Below are 17,802 nucleotides of genomic sequence, written 5' to 3'. Positions count from 1 at the left end.
TTACTACAAAGCGCCGAAGCTTGTTACGAAACGGCGGAAAGCCGCTTGACCTTCTGGAGTCCGTTTGTAAACGCCAGCGTGTTCAAGAATATGCGTAAACTTGATGCCAACTTCGTTCTGCACAATCTTGAGCGCTTCCTCGTGTTGCAGTGCAGTTCCGAATCGCTCCACCAGCTCCTGAATCCAAGCCGCATGCTGCGCAAGAGAATGACTAGGGTCATTCTTCACCGCTTCTAACAGCGCTTGATCTCCTGCAAGAATACCTGCGATGGAATCGAGTTCTTCCTTCAAACGGCCCGGCAGAATCGCCAGTCCCATAACTTCAATCAAGCCGATGTTTTCTTTCTTGATATGATGCATTTCCCGGTGTGGATGAAAAATCCCTTCAGGATATTGCTCATTAGTCCGGTTATTCCGCAGCACAAGATCCATCTCGAAGCTGCCGTCCTCGGCCCGGCGTACGATAGGAGTAACGGTATTATGTGGTTGTACTTCACCGTCAACCTCACTAAAGGCTAGCACTTCCGCCTCTGGATCGCTGTAGGCTTTCCAAGCTTCATAAAGCGCATTTCCGCATTCCAATAGAACCGCAGGATCTTCTCCATTTAAGCGCAATACGGACATCGGCCATTTTACGATATTAATGCTGACACCCGGATAAGAAGCATGTGTAAATGTATCTTCCTTAGGCGCTTTTTGAATCGGGAATGTGTGGCGTCCGCCCTGAAAATGGTCATGCGTCAGAATAGAGCCGCCAACAATCGGTAAGTCTGCATTGGAGCCAATAAAATAATGCGGGAATGATTCCACGAAGCAAAGCAGCCGCTTCAAGGTATCCTTGGTGAGCTTCATTGGCACATGATCATGATGGAATACAATGCAGTGCTCATTGTAATAAACATATGGCGAGTATTGGAAGAACCATTTTTCATTATTCAGGTTAAGCGGAATGATACGCAGGTTCTGGCGCGGCGGATGATTGATCCGTCCGGCATAACCTACATTCTCACGGCACAGCAGACATTTCGGATAGACTGGCGGCGGGAGCAGCCGAGCCATTGCGATTTCCTTCGGATTTTTCTCAGGCTTGGACAAATTGATCGTCATTTCAATGTCTCCGTACGGCGAATCCTGCAGCCAGTAGACATTCTTCGAGATCCGATCCATCCGAATATAGTTCGAATCAATGCTCAATTTATAAAAACGGTCTGTAGCCGCGGAGATGCCTTTTTCAGCGGTCAGACTATAGAACTCAGCATTTACATCCGAAGGACGGGCCATGAGAAGTCCCATAATCTTGGCATCCAGCAAGTCACGGTAAGTGTCACTATTCTCTGGGATCAATCCGATTTCAAAACCATAATCAATCAGTGCATCGAGTGGAGCCTGCGGCCCTTCCAATGGACTTTGATCGATATCACCTACATGCGGCTCACTGAAACCGAACTGTTCGAGCAGCACATTACGGCTATAATCTTCATCGGATGGAGCTATAAGCTGCTGGCGCAGTGCGAACAGAACAAGCTGCTCAATCGCATGTAATGCTTTCTGGCCAGCAGGTGTAATCTTATTCTCGTTGTGCATTTTAATTCTCCTTAAGTAGGGTCTCAAGTTCAAGATAAGCTAACCTAAAGTCCCTTATTCTCCGTATCCTTGCGGATTGGCAGAGTGCCAGTTCCATGCACTTTGAATGATATCTTCCAAATCTGCATGCTGCGGGTTCCATCCAAGGACGCTACGCGCTTTGTCAGAAGAAGCTACCAGCACAGCCGGATCGCCGGCACGGCGTTCTTGAATGACTACAGGAATTTCAAGTCCAGTAACCTTCTTCGCCGTTTCAATCACCTGTTTTACCGAGAATCCAAGTCCATTGCCCAGGTTAAAAATATTGCTGCTGCTTCCGCTGCGCAGGTAAGTTACCGAACGAACATGGGCGTCAGCCAGATCGCTGACATGGATGTAGTCGCGCACACAAGTACCGTCTTCTGTAGGATAGTCATCTCCGAAAACTGCGATACTGTCACGTTGCTTCAAGGCCGTTTGCAATACCAGCGGCACCAAATGACTTTCTGGACGATGGTCTTCACCGATTTTGCCACTGGCATGTGCGCCAGCTGCATTGAAGTAACGCAATGCTACGTATTTAATGCCCAGTACTTTATCAAACCAAGCCATCATCCGTTCCATGGTCAGCTTAGTTTCTCCATACACATTGGCTGGTTCAGTGCGGTCTGTTTCTTCAATCGGCACCTTTTCCGGTTCGCCGTAGGTTGCGGCTGTGGACGAGAATACGATCTTGTTCACGCCCGCTTTTTGCATAGCTTCTAGAAGACACTGTGTACCATATACGTTGTTGTCATAATATTTTACAGGGTCCTTCATGCTTTCTCCGACCAAAGAGCTTGCAGCAAAATGGATAACCGCTTCAATCTCATTTTCAGCGAACAGCTTACCCAGCAGTTCTTTATCACGCAGATCACCTTCGTACAGCTTGCCACCCAGCAACGCCTCACGATGCCCTGTTAGCAGATTGTCGAGGACCACCACTTCTTCACCACGATCCAGCAGCTCCGCTACAGTATGGGACCCAATATACCCTGCTCCACCTGTTACTAAAATCGCCATCTGATTACACTCCCTTCAATTCTTGGACACCATTACCGATGCCGCAAACGTAGAACTCGCCAACCAAACCAGATCTTGTGGTATAGACTTCACCAACTTCACGAATAAAACGTTCTACATCATCTTCATGTACCAAAGATACTGTACAGCCTCCGAAACCCGCGCCAGTCATACGGGAACCGAGTGTACCTGGGATGCGCCCAGCTTCTTCAACCATAATATCAAGCTCTGCACAGCTAACTTCATACAAATCGCGCAAGGACGCATGCGAATCATTCATGAACTGTCCAAACTGCTTCAGATCATTGTTTTTTAATACCTCAACGGAATCTAGCACGCGTTGATTCTCTTCCACAACATGGCGAGCGCGGCGTCTTACAATTTCGTCTGTGATTTTATCTTGATGTGCTTCGAACTGTTCACGATTAAGCTGTGCCAGATAAGCTAGTGAAGGCACTTCTTTTTGCAAAATAGCCAATGCCTCATCACACTGCTGACGGCGTTCATTGTACTTGGAATCTACAAGCCCTCTGCGTTTGTTCGTGTTGCCGATAACCAATTTGTATGAACCTGTGATGAACGGTACCAAATTGTACTCAAGTGTGTCGCACATCAGCAGGATCGCATGATCGCGTTTGCCGTTAGCAACTGCGAACTGATCCATAATTCCGGAGTTTACACCTACGTACTGGTTCTCAGCACGCTGGGACAAAAGTGCAATCTCAACAGTGTCTGTATCGCCACCTTCGAGAGTCAGGAACGCATAAGCAGTAACGACTTCAAGAGAGGCCGAGGAGGACAAGCCTGCTCCATTCGGAATATCGCCATGGAACAGCAGATCGTACCCTTTGGATACTGGTGTGCTTTTCTTATCCAGCTCAACCATTACCCCAATCGGATAGTCAATCCATTCACCCGTTTTGGCCTTGCCAATTTCGCTATAATCAATAGAAGCTTCGTAAGGAAAATTAGTTGATGCAAAATTCACTTTGCTGTCACTACGTGGACGCACAATCAGCGTTGTACCGAATTCCAAAGCTGCGGGAAGTACATACCCGCCGTTATAATCCAAGTGCTCTCCGATGAGATTGACACGACCTGGTGCATAAAACACCTTAGCCTCTTCCCCGCTCACCCCATATTTTTCAATAAATTTGTTATTAAGTTCCTGTATGCTCATTAATGCCACTCCATCCTTTCGCTGCTTCAGCCAGTGGGAATTAGTAAAGCGTTCTTTATGTACTCATTATAATAGATTCATTCATCCTCTGATAATGCAATCATGTGTGTAATGTATGGATAAATGTGACTTCCCATAATATAATAATTACATATATTACTGTTACTCTCTAAACTATAAGCCATTAAATGACATTAACACAAGAAAGGCTGTCCCAAATGGAGCATACTTATTCCGTAGGATCCAATCCAGTGTATTACGATAAACAGAACCTTCATGTACTGTTTGCCGGCCAGAGTCAGACCCTGCCCATGCATCAAGCTGGACCCAAGATCTATGATTATTATTTGCTGCATTTCATAGAATCTGGCTCGGGCGTTTTCCGTACAGAACATCATAAATATGAGTTGGGTAAAGGGGACTGCTTCTTGATCCATCCGGGACAATTAGTCAGTTACGTCTCGGATAAAGACCAGCCCTGGTGCTATCGCTGGGCAGCTTTTACTGGCAGCGAAGCTGACGATCTGGTGCTGCAGACAGGGTTCACACCACAACAGCCTGTGGTGACTACAACAGGTGAAAGCCTAATTCCAGGTGCCCTGTCCAGCATCATGCAAGCCTTCAACGCCAACAAAGAGAGTGCCCATCTGACTTCGCTTGGCTATCTCTATCTCATTGTCGGCGAAGCAGCTGATTTGCTCTCTTCCTTCTCTCGTCTTCCCGGCGCAGAATCACAGGTTAAGCGTACTGTGAAGCAAATGATCCACTACATGGCATCTCAATATGCGCACCCGGTCTCTATTGAACAAATGTGTGATACGCTGGGTTATAATCGAGCCTACCTGTCCCGTGTATTTAAGCAAGAGACCGGATTATCTCCGGTGACCTACTTGCTGAAGCTGCGGATTGAAAAGTCCAGACAGCTGCTGCGTGAACGACCGGAGCTGTCCGTGGAACAGGTAGCAGCATCTGTGGGGCTCACCGATGCTTTATACTTCTCTCGCCAATTCAAACGGTTTTGTGCCCAGTCACCGACGGCTTACCGGATGACTACAACGAGACAAGCAGAGAAACCTGAACGTTAGTTTGCCCTTTAATCCATAAATCCATAAATCCACTATACAACAACAGCCCGCCTTCCTTAACGTAAGGAACCGGGCTGTTACTGTGTTCAATATGCTATAGTTCTGTCTTTAGAATCGTTTCAATCCGCTCTAACTCCTCCGGACTGAAATCAGGATTAGCTAAAGCAGCTATATTCTCTTCAATCTGATCCACTCTGCTTGCTCCAATTAGGGCAGAAGTAACCTTGCCACCCCGGAGTGTCCAAGCCAGTGCAAACTGAGCCAGACTCTGTCCTCGCGAAACCGCAAGCTGATTAAGTGCGCGAATCCTCCGCTGCACCTCCGGTGTAATCCGGCTCTCATTCAAGGCGGCAGACGGCTTGGCAGCTCTTGACCCTTCTGGAATACCATTCAAATATTTGTTGGTTAACAAGCCTTCAGCCAGGGGTGTAAAAGCGATGCTTCCTACACCACTATGTTCCAGTACATCCTGTAAGCCGCCCTCAATCCAACGATCGAGCATAGAATAACTAGGCTGATGGATTAAGAGCGGTGTGCCCAGGCTTTTTAGAATACTGAGGGCTTCAGCCGTCTGCTCCGCATTATAGTTGGATAGTCCTATATATAAAGCTTTGCCAGAACGTACCGCATAATCCAGCGCCTGCATGGTTTCTTCAAGCGGTGTTTCCGGGTCTGGACGATGAGAGTAATAAATATCAACATAATCTAGGCCTAGCCGCTTCAGGCTCTGATCAAGACTAGCCAGCATATATTTACGTGAACCCCATTCCCCATAAGGGCCGGGCCACATGTTATACCCTGCTTTTGTAGAGATCACTATTTCATCACGATAAGGATACATATCATTGGCAAGAACTTTACCGAACAGCTCTTCTGCTGAACCAGCTGGTGGACCATAGTTGTTGGCCAGATCAAAATGGGTAATTCCAAGATCAAAAGCACGAGTGATCATTTCTCTGCCGTTCTCGTAATTATCGACCCCACCAAAATTCTGCCATAATCCTAATGAGATTGCTGGGAGCTTGAGACCTGAGTTCCCGCAACGATTATAACGCATGTTGTCATACCGTTTATCGTCTGCTACATATACCATTGCTTATCCCTGCCTCTCATTACACGCTGTTGTGAGCCTACCTTATCTTTAAACTTCTGAGCGTAATAATAATCTGGCAAGAGAAACCAAAGGACAGCTTTTTTCTTCTAGCTTAATAGATCCTTGACACTGCCCATTACTTTTCCAATTCGATCTGTAATCAGCAGATCCGCCTGATCATCATAAGGTGTGGGATCTCCGTTCAGCAGCACCGTACGTTTGCCCCGGAAATAAGTCACCAGACTGGCCGCAGGCTGAACCGTTAGCGAGGTTCCACCAATAATAAGCATATCTGCAGAGGCAATCGCTGCGACAGAGCCCATAAGCACGGAGTGATCCAATTCTTCTTCATATAAAACCACATCCGGCTTGATAATTCCGCCACATTCCGGGCAGTGAGGAACGATCTCAGTCATTTCCAGCAGTTGATCCAGCCCGTAATATCGTGAGCAGTCCATACAATAGTTGCGATGGATCGAACCATGCAGCTCAAGGACACTACGGCTGCCCGCCTGCTGGTGCAGGCCGTCAATATTTTGCGTAATCACCGCTTTCAGCTTCCCCTGCTGTTCCAACTCCGCTAGTAGCTGATGCGCACCATTCGGACGGGCCTCTGGATGAATCATTTTACTGCGGTAAAAATCAAAAAAAATGTCCGGTGAGGACATAAAAAAAGTGCGGCTCAGCATCACTTCAGGTGGATAAGGTGAATTGTGCTGAGTTTGATATAATCCAGCTGCGGAGCGGAAATCAGGAATTCCACTCTCTGTAGACGTACCCGCCCCTCCGAAAAAAACGATATTGTCACTTTCTTTGATCCAAGAAGCAAGTGTCTGCAATTGATCCATGCTAAGTAGCACATCCTTTCCTTTTATTAGCTGATCAGTAAGTGATCCGAAGCTCATTGAAACCGGAAATGATTACATCGGCATCTATAAGGTGCTCCCCATCACCACTGGCGGAAATCCCAATTACGAGGCGAAGCCCTGCACCTTTACCTAATTGCATATCGGCATTACTGTCCCCAATAATAATCGTCTCTTCAGGCGAAAGCCCTAACTCCCGGCAGGCCAATTCAGCCATTTCAGGAGCTGGTTTTCCGTTTTTTACTCTGTCCCTAGTAACTACCGAATCAAAATAGCCTGCCACATTAAGCCATTCCAAATGCTCTCCGGTGGTCTTTGCCCCGTCAGAGGTAACCACGCCAAGCTTAAGCGATGCCGCAGAGCATTGCTCCAAAAAAGAATGAAGTCCCGCTAAAGGCTGTGCCATACGGCGTCGGCGTAATTCATACATCGCGTTTTTAGTTATGCTTTTCACACGGGTCAGCGCTTCATTCCAAGGAACTCCTGCTGCATATAGCTGCCATGCGAGTACACCGTAACTTTCTTCTTCTGTAGCCATGGTAAGCGGCCCCGCCGGGTCGTACCCTATTAACTTCCCTTGCGGATCATGTTGCGTACCCAGCACCTTGCTGCGCTCTACAATAAATCCCGCTCCCATGATCGCGAGTTGATCTTCCAGTCCACGCAGCACAAGCTCCGCCCAATTCCCCCAGGTGGCTAATAGATCGAGTAACGTCCCGTCTTTATCAAACAATATTCCGGAGCAGGGAACGCATTCATCGTTAATGTGTAATACTGGCATGAATTGTTTCCTCCCTCTGTTGAATGACCCGTAACTACCTCAGATTTCCCAGCCAATCCAACAGGGCACTTACTGTGCGACTCTGCTGTTCTTCCTCGGATATTGTGGCTTCGCCGTCCCCCTTCTGAGGCCCGTAGCTGCCAAATTGCGCATGATTCCCACCTATAATTGAACTATAAACTGTATTATCTGGCAGATAGGAGCGCCCTTTGTTGTAGCTGTCTCTGTCAATCACTTGATCCTCAGTACCCACAACCGACAACACTGACAAAGTAGTCTCTCGCAGACTTCCCTTTTCATCTGGATAAGAGGCTAAGAAAAATACACCTTCCAGCTGGTCCGTATGCTCAATTGCGTAACGCGAGGCCATGACACCCCCAAGTGAATGTCCACCCAGCACAAAAGATTGCTTCGGATGCACACGAATAATCTCTTCTGCGGCATCCCCCTTCGTTACGGCTAAATTAAACGGCATTTTGGCGATGTAGAAGGGATGCCCTGCAGCAGCGACGCTCTTCGCAAGAGGGGAATAGGCTTCCGGTTTAACCAAAGCCCCAGGATAAAATATAATCGAGGCGCCTTTAGTAATGGAAGGTTCGAACGAAATCCAATTATCATTCTGTTCGACGGTAACTCCACCACTTGAAATCAGTGCAGTTTCGGCTTCTTGAGCCGGTGCATATGGCGTTAAATACTTCCATATCAGCAACCCGGCTACCACTAAAATAATCAATACAAAAATAGCGACGCGACGCTTAGTTATTCTTCTCTTCAACATGTTCCACTCCCAGATGTTAATGCATATAAAAATTATAGTGGAATCCCTCTATTCTAACAACCTTCAACACATCGCCACATTTCGCACACATGATAACGCTTTCTATTGTGACTTAATTCACAATTAAATCAAAGAAAATCTAGTATTTTAAAATTAAATTAATTTGCATACAGCATAATTTGGAGGCTAAATCATGGTAGGGGAAAACTCGCTGGAAACGCGCGGAGAAACCTTTTTTCTCAACCTGCGTTTTATGCTTATTATCACTGTTTTTGCCGGTAATGCAATTGAACCTCTGATTAACAAAATGAGCGGAATACACGGATTATATATGTGGATTTTCAGCTTTCACATGCCGCTGTTCGTACTGGTGACCGGCTATTTCGCCAGAAAAAGCCTTGCCGGAACTACCGGCCGCAAAATGCTGCTGCAAATTGGATTGCAATACCTCATTTTTCAAAGCTTATATTCCGCACTCGACGTTTCCCTCTTTCATGTAAGCAACATCCAGCATTCCATTTTCGCACCCTATCTGCTCCTATGGTTTCTGGCCAGTCATGCCTGCTGGCGCCTCCTGATGCTCGGTATGAGCAGATGGTCCATAACCGCTAAGCTCCTCTTCGCTGTAACAGCGGGGGTGGCTGTCGGATATCTCCAGCTGGACGGTGTATGGTTTAGCATCAGCCGTACCTTTGTATATTTGCCTTTTTTCATTATCGGCTATCATTTCTCCTTCGAAACCTTCGTCAAGCTCTATCAGAAATATATCAAAATCTTTGCAGCAGCCGCCTCCATTCTACTCCTTGCCATCATGGCCGCATGGGGGGCAGGATTTCCCTTTGGCTGGTTATATGGCAGCATGACCTATATGCAGCTTGATGCCAATGTATGGTATGCAGGCGTATACCGTCTGGGACTGTACGGACTACAAATTGTCGCTTCACTCGCTTTCCTCGGCCTCGTACCTTACGGAGCGAGCCGCATGACCGACTGGGGGCGCCGCACGTTGTATGTTTTCCTGCTTCATGGTTTTATCGTTCGTCTGGCTGCCGTTTCCGGGATTTACACCTATATTGGCAATGCTGCTGGGGCAGTAGTCCTGCTGCTCACCGCCGTATTATTCACCGTATTGCTGGCTCAGCCGTCCGTTAAACGGCTCTTTCACCCGCTGGTTGAGCCGTCCGTTGACTGGATGATCACCCTTCAGCGTGCCGCCCTACGGCGCACACTCTAGCTTTACATCCAGAACAAACAAAGCAAGGCGGTTCCTTGGATACGAAGATTCGTTTCCGAGGAACCGCCTTGCTTTGTTCATCTCCTAAGCTAAAGTTCTACTTCATCCTGATCCATGGTATATTTTACCTTCATCATAATATGTTGTTCATAATCGCCAAACTGGCGCCCGAACAGGTTAAGTCCGCCTTGATGAACTGCATCAGGGTTGATTCCAATGCGTAGCCGCAATTTGGGGCTCCGGTTAATCAGAAGATCATTTAAGGAAACATTCGACACCTTCTCCATATCAAGTGTCGTCTTTTCATGGTCAACACGCCAGGTCTTGAGAAACCCGTATTGTGTAGATCCATCCCACCACCAGTTCGGATTCAGCTTGCCCCGCCGGTCACCGAAATCACCGGGACTGGTCCACATGCCGATCTCCGATCCATTCACCCATACAGAGATGTTCGAAGGCCAGTTCTGGTCATAATTCGGAGCTTCCGAACAGATCTCCATGGATAATTCCAGCGATTCAATTTGTGCTCCGGAGGGGATATCCATAGGCAGCAAATATTCCAGAAATCCTTTGCGGAGCCAGATCAGCTGAGCGTTGACATGTTTAGGGTGATAAAAGCTCGACGGTTCATCTTCTTTGATAATAAGACCCTCGCTATTAGCCATTCCGCAAGTAGGAGATACCTCACAGTCGCTATAATGGCCGATCGGCATCTCTACTTCATAGACATGAGTTAATCCCTTTGACATCGGTTCTTTCAAATTCAAGGCAATATGAAGATCATCATAATTCCGGCTGCAAACTTTCATTGCCCCGCGTGAAGCCGGAAGCAATTCTGTATGAATTAACTCTGCTGCTTCTAATACTTTAATATTGCTTGCTACCGTCGACACTGGAAGCTTCAGCCTCTCAGCGATTTCAATAATATTTAAGTTTTTGGAGTTTAAGAGCCGAAGAATATCAACCCTAGAACGAGTTGATAAAGCATGCGTTACTGTGACTAATTTTTCCGGGTCGTTTAAGCTAAGTTCCAGCACAAATCAGCTCTCCTTGTATCCTAATAATTATCCTAATCTTACTTCTTAATGAGATGAAAAACAATTACACCTACAAGCCCTTTCACCTAGAAATGACCTCCGGAAAACCGGAAGCCATTTCATATGTCTCTTAGGTTTGTTCGAATCACAATGGCTTAATATCAATGAAATCAATTTCTCCGTAACCTTCGCCTTTGGTAAAACGAAGCTTGTTCATGCCTGCCTTCAGTTGAACCCGGGCTGTGGACAGCCCCCAATTCTCCCACCCTTTATTGGTGATATAGAATGGGCTGGAAGGTCCTGCATTGACACTAAGCTGAAAATTCGACCAATTCCCGCCAGCCGTTCCATTCGCCGTTCGAGCCAAAAGAATATACTCGCCTGCGGCTGCCGCATCAACCGAAAATTCTACGTAACTGTCCGGCGTATCAATATGACCCGCCTTAAGCCCACCCGAGCCCTTGGGACTCGAAGAGGCATAGGCATCGCCGCCAAATGTCCCTTTTTCCGCTTCGTAGCGGGCATGCATGGTTTCACCCGAAGGCAAAGTTATCGGAAGATTAGGGTCAACGGGAATACCCAGATTAGGTGTATGATCAGCATTCCAGCTGAATTTCTGCATCCGCACCTCGCGGTTCCAGCCAGCGTTGTTGTATTTGGCGACATGGTACATGATCCAATCCTCTTGGCCGTCAGGAGACTTAGTAAACGAATGGTGTCCAGGTCCGTAAAGTCCATTGCCTGAGGAAAAGATAGGCTGATTGCTTTTATTCCATGATGCCGGATTCAACAGATCACTGGAGATGTCTGCGGTGATCAGTCCCAGACAATAATCATTAGTCCAGCTTCCGCTTGCCGAGTAGACCAAACTAATGACTTCTCCATTTATAATCACCTGCGGTCCTTCATTCACATTTGGGGAATGATTCGTTTCCCAGCTATACGTTGGTCTTGAAATCTCTACGCGTTCGGAATCAATGGTCCAGGGATTACTCATATGCGCGATATAGAGATTCTGCCGCACATTAACATTCCCCTCCCAGCCGGACCAGATAAAATACAGCTCGCCGTTCACTTGCAGCACAGTACCGTCTATAGCCCACTTATTGCTTGAATCTGTGATCTGGCCTTTGTACTGCCAAGTTCCCTGCATCGGGTCTGCCGCTGTGTTCTCCATTACATGCATGCGGTGGTTTACGTTATCTCCGTCGTCCATCGCATAGTAGATATACCAAGCTCCGTTTATATAATGTAGCTCAGGCGCCCAGATGCCGCTACCGCCCGTGTTGACAACTTTAGTAGGCGCTGCATCAATAGTGGTCAACTGGGCTGACTTCCAGAGGGTAACATTGCCACCTGTTGTTTTGGTGAAATAATAGAAGCCATCTGTATGTTTATACACCCATGGGTCCGCCCCGTCCTGCATAACCACGTTGTAAAAGTCATTATGATCAGAGACTGCAAGGGTCACCTTCCCCATTGGAAGAATAAGAAGAACACTTAAGGCGACCAGACATTTTTGCCGGAAATTCACTTTCATAATCTATCACATTCCTTTCGAATGAATAGTTACGTAGCGCCTCTAATCTTCAATTGCGGCCTTACGCGCATTGATGCCGCGGATACGCTCGGGGTCGAACTTCGGCTGTCTGTCATAAGTGTACAGTCCATTGACTTCCTGTTCCACATCGTACAGCTGGGTATAGCAGAATCCAAACATCAGCGGATGATCTAATAAAACATTCGTCAACCCCTCGTAGCGTTCGATAAACATTTGCTCTGAGGTCGGTCTGTCCCCATACCCCCATGATTTTTCATCTTTCTGCTGCGGGTTCCACCAAATTCCGCCATACTCGCTGATGAAGTAAGGTTGACCTTCATACGTTTGGCGATCCGGGAAGGTATTGAATACTTCTCCGCCACTTTTCATCGGTTCATATCTGTCCCGGAACGTCTGCGGATTCTGGTCATAGTCATGAAGATCGAAGATATCTGTAGCCACATGGAAGTTGCCGCTTGTATCAATTACTGGACGTGTTGGATCCATACGTTTTGTTACGTTGTAAACAATCTGGAGCACGGGGTTATGCTGTTTCGCACCGTCCCGGTCCCAGGTCTCATTAAAAGGGCACCAGCCGATCAGCGCGGGATGATTGAAATCACGCTGCATACCTTCGAGCCATTCCGGCAGGAAGTGAGTCAGGCTATCCGCTCCAGTAATATTCAGCCCCCAATTGGCATGCTCTCCCCAGACAAGATAACCTAATTGGTCAGCCCAATAAAGATAACGCGGTTCAAAGATCTTCTCGTGAAGCCTCGCGCCATTGAAGCCAAGCCCTATTGAGATTTCGATGTCTCTGCGCAGATCTTCATCAGTAGGAGCGGTATAGATTCCCTCCGGATAAAAACCTTGATCCAGAACTAACCGCTGAAATACGGATTTCCCATTGATCCGGAATGCCATCCCATCCAGTCGTACCGTGCGGAGTCCAAAATAAGAATGGACCACGTCACTCTCCCGTCCCTGACTATGCAAGGACAACTTCAGGTCATACAATCTGGCGTTTCCAACTTCCCACAAGTGAATCTCTGATAGTGGAATCGTAAGTTTTATAGAGGGTCCGGAAACGATCACACTGCTGTCCCCAACGGGTTTGCCGCCATAAAGAGCAGTGGCCCTAAGCGTGTCCCCCGCTGCGTTCCCTTGTACCTTCATTTCGAGGTGCACACAGCCATTGTCGGGATCAGCGACAACTTTCAGATTAGACAGATAGGTTTCAGGGACTTGCTCAAGCCATACCGTCTGCCAGATTCCTGTAGTGCGTGTATAATCACAGCCGTGCGAATGGAACTGTTCACTCTGCTTGCCCCGTGGCTGTCGTCCCGATCGAACGTCGTCTTCAGCATAGACAGTAATCACATTACTGCCCGCTAAAAGATTAGAAGTAATATCAAAGCTAAACGGAGTATATCCTCCGCGGTGCGTACCTACGGATACGCCGTTCACCCAGACCTCCGCCATATAATCAACGGCGCCAAAATGAAGGATAACTCTGCCATTTGTCCAGCTCTCCGGCACGGTAAACTCCCTTTTATACCATACAGCAGCCATAAAATCTTTATATTCTACACCGGACAGCTTGCTTTCCGGACAGAAGGGCACAGTAATTGTCCCTGAGAGATTATGTTCGTTAACAGGGTATCCGCGTTCCTTCCCACTTTTGCCATGATCAATTTCGAATTGCCACTGGCCGTTCAGATTGATCCACTCTGGTCGAATAAAGTCAGGGCGGGGATATTCAGGACGCGGAAGCGTTGCTTGTTGTGTCATGGTGTAACTCCTTTTAGTAAATGTTATTTATTGGATATGCATCATAATGTTGCGGATCGCTTCAAGCGGAGCTTTGGGCTGTCTATCATAGGTGAGCAGTCCGTTGATTTCCTGCTCGACATCCGTCAGCTGGGTATAGCAATACCCTTGGATCACCGGGGAAGTGAACATCGGGTCAACCACAGCCTTGAGCTTCATCAGGAAATCCTCTTCATTCTCTGCCCCAGAATAACCCCAGCCCTCCCACTCACTTTTCTTGAAGGCAATTCCACCAAACTCGGATACGAGAATCGGCTGGCCTTGATACGAAGCTCCACCGACAAATATTTTGCGGTTGGCCGGCATCGCATTTACAGAAGATTCTGCCGTGGCATATCTCTCCTCCAGCACTGCCTGATGGCTCTCATAGTCATGAATAGTCACCAAATCTGTAGTCATATGCTCCCACCCATCGTTATACACAACAGGTCTCATCTCATCCAAGGATTTCGTTAAATGATACATAGCCAATCCGTGCTGCTGCTGACGTGTATCAATCTGGACATTGGGAACACCCCAGCTCTCATTAAGCGGAACCCAGGTCACGATACAAGGATGGTTATAGTCGCGCTCGATGATCTCCTGCCATTCCTTCGTGAAGCGGCGGACATACTCCTCGGAATATTCGTAAGCATTGGCTGCCTCACTCCATACCAGCAGGCCGAGCTTATCACACCAATACAGGAACCGGGGATCTTCTGTCTTCTGATGTTTTCTCACCCCGTTAAAGCCCATTTCTTTCGTCAGCTGGGTATCACGTTTCAGCTCTTCGTCTGTAGGTGCGGTTAGTATCCCGTCAGGGAAGTACCCCTGATCCAGCACCAGTCTCTGGAAATATGGGCGGTTATTCAAGCATAGCTTACCATTTTCAATCGACACCTTGCGCATGCCGAAATAACTCGCCACTTCGTCAATTACTTCCTCATTCCGAAGCAATTGAAATTGAATATCATACAAATTCGGATGCTCAGGGCTCCATAAACGTCCAAGACCATGATCCGCAAAATCACCCAAGCCGATAGTGCGCAGCTGCTCAGCATTCATGACCATATATTGATCTTCCGCAATCACTTCACCGTCATACGATACCGTTATGCGCAGCTTGAGCGGATCAGCAGACTTAAATCCTTGCAGAAAGGTCCGAAGCCGGATTTCATTGCGGTCAATATCTGGTGTCATCATGGTTTTACTCAGATGCACTGCAGACAGCGGTTCAAGCCAGACACTCTGCCAGATTCCGGTTGTGCGGGTATAAAAGATGGCAGCAGACTGCTCCAGCCAATATTGCTTGCCCCGCGGCAAGGTGACATCGCGGCTGAAATCCTCTGCGCGCAGTATGATGGTATTCCTTCCTTTGAGCAGCGAAGGAGTGATATCGATCTGAAATGGTGTATGTCCGCCTTCATGCACGGCCACCAGCTGACCATTCACCCAGACTTTTGCCAAATAATCAACGGCGCCGAAATGGAGTACAATCCGCTTCCCGTTCCAACCCTCAGGAACTTCAAAAGTTCTTCTATACCACACAACATCATGAAATGAAGGATCTTCAATCCCGCTCAGCTTGCTCTGAAACGCAAAGGGCACTTGAATAACCCGTGAAAATAAACCCTTTGTGTCCGTCCGATACCATTGTTCTTCCTCACCGACATCTTCATCATCAAACGTAAAATCCCATTCTCCATTTAGGTTAAGCCAATCCTTACGGGCAAATTGGGGTCTTGGATATTCCGGACGTGGAACGGATGTGCTGCTTGCTTCTGTCAACATGGTGTACTTCACTCCTATTAAATAATTTCTATATAAGATGAACTTGTTTTTTTGCCCGCTATCCTTTAATCGAACCTACGTAAACACCTTTAACAAAATATTTTTGCAAGAAAGGATATACCATTAATATAGGAAGCGTAGAAACGACGATCGCACAATACTTAACCAGCTCGCGGAAAGCCGTCTGGCTCTGGGCACTATCGATGACTACCCCGCCTGCACTGCCGATCGAGGTTGCGGTTGCATCATTAGCTACTAATATTTCCTTCATTAATAGCTGCAGTGGGAACAGCTGTCTGTCCTTCAACAACACCATCGCATTAAACCATGAGTTCCAGTTCCCCACTAAATAGTATAAAAAGATTACGGCCAGCGTAGCTTTGGACAGCGGAAGAATCACATTCGTTAAAATATGGGCCTGACTTGCCCCGTCAATGGTAGCCGCTTCCTCCAATTCCTGCGGAATGGCTTGAAAGCTAGTTCGTAGGATAATAATGTTCCATGTGCTTAAAGCACTTGGCAAAATCATGGCCCACAAATTATTGTACAGACCAATATCCTTCATTAATAAGAACCAAGGAATCAACCCGCCGCCAAAAAACATGGTGATTGTAATCAGGATCATGATGAAATTTTTGAAATACAATCCTCGTCTGGATAATACATAAGCTCCCAGAATGGTCATGATCATGTTGACTAATGTGCCTAATCCTACATATATAATCGTGTTTTTATAGCCGTTGATCAGACTGTTATCTTTAAATACCAGCTTATAGCCATCCAAAGTGAATCCCAGCGGTTTCAGCAAAATCCCTTTATGAGCAATCAACATGCCGGGGTCGCTGACGGAGGCAAACAGGATGTGCAGGATCGGATAAAAACACACCAAGGTTAATGCGGTCAGCAGAGTATAAAGTGTGCCGTCAAACACTCTGTCGCCGATGGATTTATGTTTTCGTCTTTTTTTCGCTTTACGCTGCAAATTATCTTTCATAGCTGTCCCTCTTTCTTACCATAAGCTGACCTCGGACCTGCGTTTGGCTATTGTATTGGTCATCCAGAGCAGCCCGAAGTTAACGATTGAGCTGACCAAGCCCACAGCCGTGGAATAACTAAGACTGGCTTCTCTTAAACCGCGACGATACACGTAAGAGGCAATAACATCCGCCGTATCATAGATCAGAGGATTGTACAGCAGGATAATCTTCTCGTACCCGGACGACATCAACCCGCCGATGGCAAAAATAAACAGAATGATGATAACTGGGCTGATCTGCGGCAGCGTAATATGCCACATTTTTTTAATCCGTCCCACTCCGTCAATTTCAGCAGCTTCATATAATGAAGTATCGATGGAACTCATCGCCGCAAGGTAGATGATGCTATCCCAGCCGATGCTCTGCCAAATGCCGGAGAAGGTATAAATCGGCCGGAAGAACGAAGAATAGCCGAGCAGTGAAGAGTACTCTTTTCCGGTAATAAATTGCAGGATTTGCGTGATAATCCCTTCATCTGCGGCAAAGATATGAATGATCCCGCATACCACCACCAGGGAAATAAAGTGCGGCATATAGGTGATCGTTTGGACCACTTTTTTAAACTTAACCCCACGGATTTCGTTCAGCATCAAGGACAGAATAATCGGGGCTGTAAATCCAAAGGCAATCCCCCAAACATTGAGGAGAAGGGTGTTTTTAACGACCCGCCAGAAATAAGGCCCTTGGAAAAAATCAATAAAGTGCTTAAACCCTACCCACTCGCTCTGGCCAAACCCCAGCAGGGGTTTAAAATCCTTGAAGGCGATCATAACCCCCCACATCGGCCCGTAGCAGAAAATCAGGAACCACGCTACAACAGGGACAGCCAACAGATAGACAAACCAGTTCTTTTTCAAATCCTTCTTAATCACTAACTTGGTATTTTTAGGTTTGGCGTCCTGAGGAATGGGCTTTATCGCTCTGTTTTTTCGTAATATTTCCATAA

Annotated in this window: 15 protein-coding genes; 2 read left to right on the top strand and 13 right to left on the bottom strand. The window is 47.1% G+C overall.

What is annotated here, in order from left to right; all coding sequences use genetic code 11:
* Nucleotides 1–3: 3 nt before the first annotated feature.
* From MHI51_RS08295 to MHI51_RS08285, 3 genes are read right to left on the bottom strand one after another with little or no spacing between them, the layout of a single operon-like run.
* Nucleotides 4–1,584, bottom strand: coding sequence for a UDP-glucose--hexose-1-phosphate uridylyltransferase (locus MHI51_RS08295; protein WP_076218462.1), 1,581 nt, complete (start codon nucleotides 1,582–1,584; stop codon nucleotides 4–6).
* Between the two features lie 54 nt (nucleotides 1,585–1,638).
* Nucleotides 1,639–2,625 (bottom strand): UDP-glucose 4-epimerase GalE, encoded by a 987-nt coding sequence (gene galE / locus MHI51_RS08290; RefSeq protein WP_405173758.1) that lies wholly within the window; start codon nucleotides 2,623–2,625, stop codon nucleotides 1,639–1,641.
* A gap of 4 nt (nucleotides 2,626–2,629) precedes the next feature.
* Complete coding sequence (locus MHI51_RS08285) at nucleotides 2,630–3,805, bottom strand: galactokinase (RefSeq protein ID WP_405173757.1); 1,176 nt, start codon at nucleotides 3,803–3,805, stop codon at nucleotides 2,630–2,632.
* Between the two features lie 218 nt (nucleotides 3,806–4,023).
* On the opposite strand from MHI51_RS08285, the gene MHI51_RS08280 reads away from it, so the two are divergent.
* On the top strand, nucleotides 4,024–4,890 hold the full coding sequence (locus MHI51_RS08280; protein ID WP_076126358.1) for an AraC family transcriptional regulator: 867 nt from the start codon (nucleotides 4,024–4,026) through the stop codon (nucleotides 4,888–4,890).
* 94 nt (nucleotides 4,891–4,984) lie between these two features.
* Here MHI51_RS08280 and mgrA read toward each other — a convergent pair whose 3' ends face one another.
* The 4 genes from mgrA to MHI51_RS08260 all read right to left on the bottom strand — a co-directional run bounded on the left by mgrA (nucleotide 4,985) and on the right by MHI51_RS08260 (nucleotide 8,408).
* On the bottom strand, nucleotides 4,985–5,983 hold the full coding sequence (mgrA, locus tag MHI51_RS08275; RefSeq protein WP_076277073.1) for an L-glyceraldehyde 3-phosphate reductase: 999 nt from the start codon (nucleotides 5,981–5,983) through the stop codon (nucleotides 4,985–4,987).
* A gap of 107 nt (nucleotides 5,984–6,090) precedes the next feature.
* Nucleotides 6,091–6,831, bottom strand: a complete 741-nt coding sequence (locus tag MHI51_RS08270; RefSeq protein ID WP_076192851.1) for an NAD-dependent protein deacylase — start codon at nucleotides 6,829–6,831, stop codon at nucleotides 6,091–6,093.
* A gap of 34 nt (nucleotides 6,832–6,865) precedes the next feature.
* Nucleotides 6,866–7,630 (bottom strand): HAD family hydrolase, encoded by a 765-nt coding sequence (locus MHI51_RS08265; RefSeq protein WP_076218464.1) that lies wholly within the window; start codon nucleotides 7,628–7,630, stop codon nucleotides 6,866–6,868.
* Between the two features lie 34 nt (nucleotides 7,631–7,664).
* The gene (locus tag MHI51_RS08260) at nucleotides 7,665–8,408 is read right to left on the bottom strand and encodes an alpha/beta hydrolase (protein WP_076126350.1); all 744 of its coding nucleotides are present in this window, start codon (nucleotides 8,406–8,408) and stop codon (nucleotides 7,665–7,667) included.
* 193 nt (nucleotides 8,409–8,601) lie between these two features.
* Between MHI51_RS08260 and MHI51_RS08255 the strand changes: the two genes are divergently transcribed.
* Nucleotides 8,602–9,642 carry an acyltransferase family protein gene (locus MHI51_RS08255; protein WP_076126348.1) on the top strand — a complete coding sequence of 347 codons (1,041 nt, stop codon included), beginning with the start codon at nucleotides 8,602–8,604 and terminating at the stop codon, nucleotides 9,640–9,642.
* Between the two features lie 89 nt (nucleotides 9,643–9,731).
* Here the strand turns inward: MHI51_RS08255 and MHI51_RS08250 are convergent, their stop codons facing one another.
* The 6 genes from MHI51_RS08250 to MHI51_RS08225 form a co-directional block, all read right to left on the bottom strand.
* Nucleotides 9,732–10,679, bottom strand: coding sequence for a transcriptional regulator (locus MHI51_RS08250; RefSeq protein WP_076126345.1), 948 nt, complete (start codon nucleotides 10,677–10,679; stop codon nucleotides 9,732–9,734).
* Between the two features lie 145 nt (nucleotides 10,680–10,824).
* Complete coding sequence (locus MHI51_RS08245) at nucleotides 10,825–12,219, bottom strand: family 43 glycosylhydrolase (RefSeq protein ID WP_076277075.1); 1,395 nt, start codon at nucleotides 12,217–12,219, stop codon at nucleotides 10,825–10,827.
* A 42-nt stretch (nucleotides 12,220–12,261) separates the two neighbouring features.
* Entirely contained in the window at nucleotides 12,262–14,010 is a 1,749-nt protein-coding gene (locus MHI51_RS08240; RefSeq protein WP_076277076.1) for a glycoside hydrolase family 2 protein, read from the bottom strand.
* Between the two features lie 27 nt (nucleotides 14,011–14,037).
* On the bottom strand, nucleotides 14,038–15,819 hold the full coding sequence (locus tag MHI51_RS08235) for a glycoside hydrolase family 2 protein (RefSeq protein ID WP_076219286.1): 1,782 nt from the start codon (nucleotides 15,817–15,819) through the stop codon (nucleotides 14,038–14,040).
* A gap of 58 nt (nucleotides 15,820–15,877) precedes the next feature.
* A complete protein-coding gene (locus MHI51_RS08230; RefSeq protein WP_076126337.1) occupies nucleotides 15,878–16,813 on the bottom strand; it encodes a carbohydrate ABC transporter permease in 936 nt (311 codons plus the stop codon).
* A 15-nt stretch (nucleotides 16,814–16,828) separates the two neighbouring features.
* Nucleotides 16,829–17,800: a sugar ABC transporter permease gene (locus MHI51_RS08225; protein ID WP_036680973.1), complete on the bottom strand. Its 972-nt coding sequence runs from the start codon at nucleotides 17,798–17,800 to the stop codon at nucleotides 16,829–16,831.
* Nucleotides 17,801–17,802 lie beyond the last annotated feature (2 nt).

This window comes from Paenibacillus sp. FSL H8-0260, from assembly GCF_045040625.1.
Classification (GTDB): domain Bacteria; phylum Bacillota; class Bacilli; order Paenibacillales; family Paenibacillaceae; genus Paenibacillus_AQ; species Paenibacillus_AQ odorifer.
This window is presented reverse-complemented; position numbering and strand designations above follow the sequence as displayed.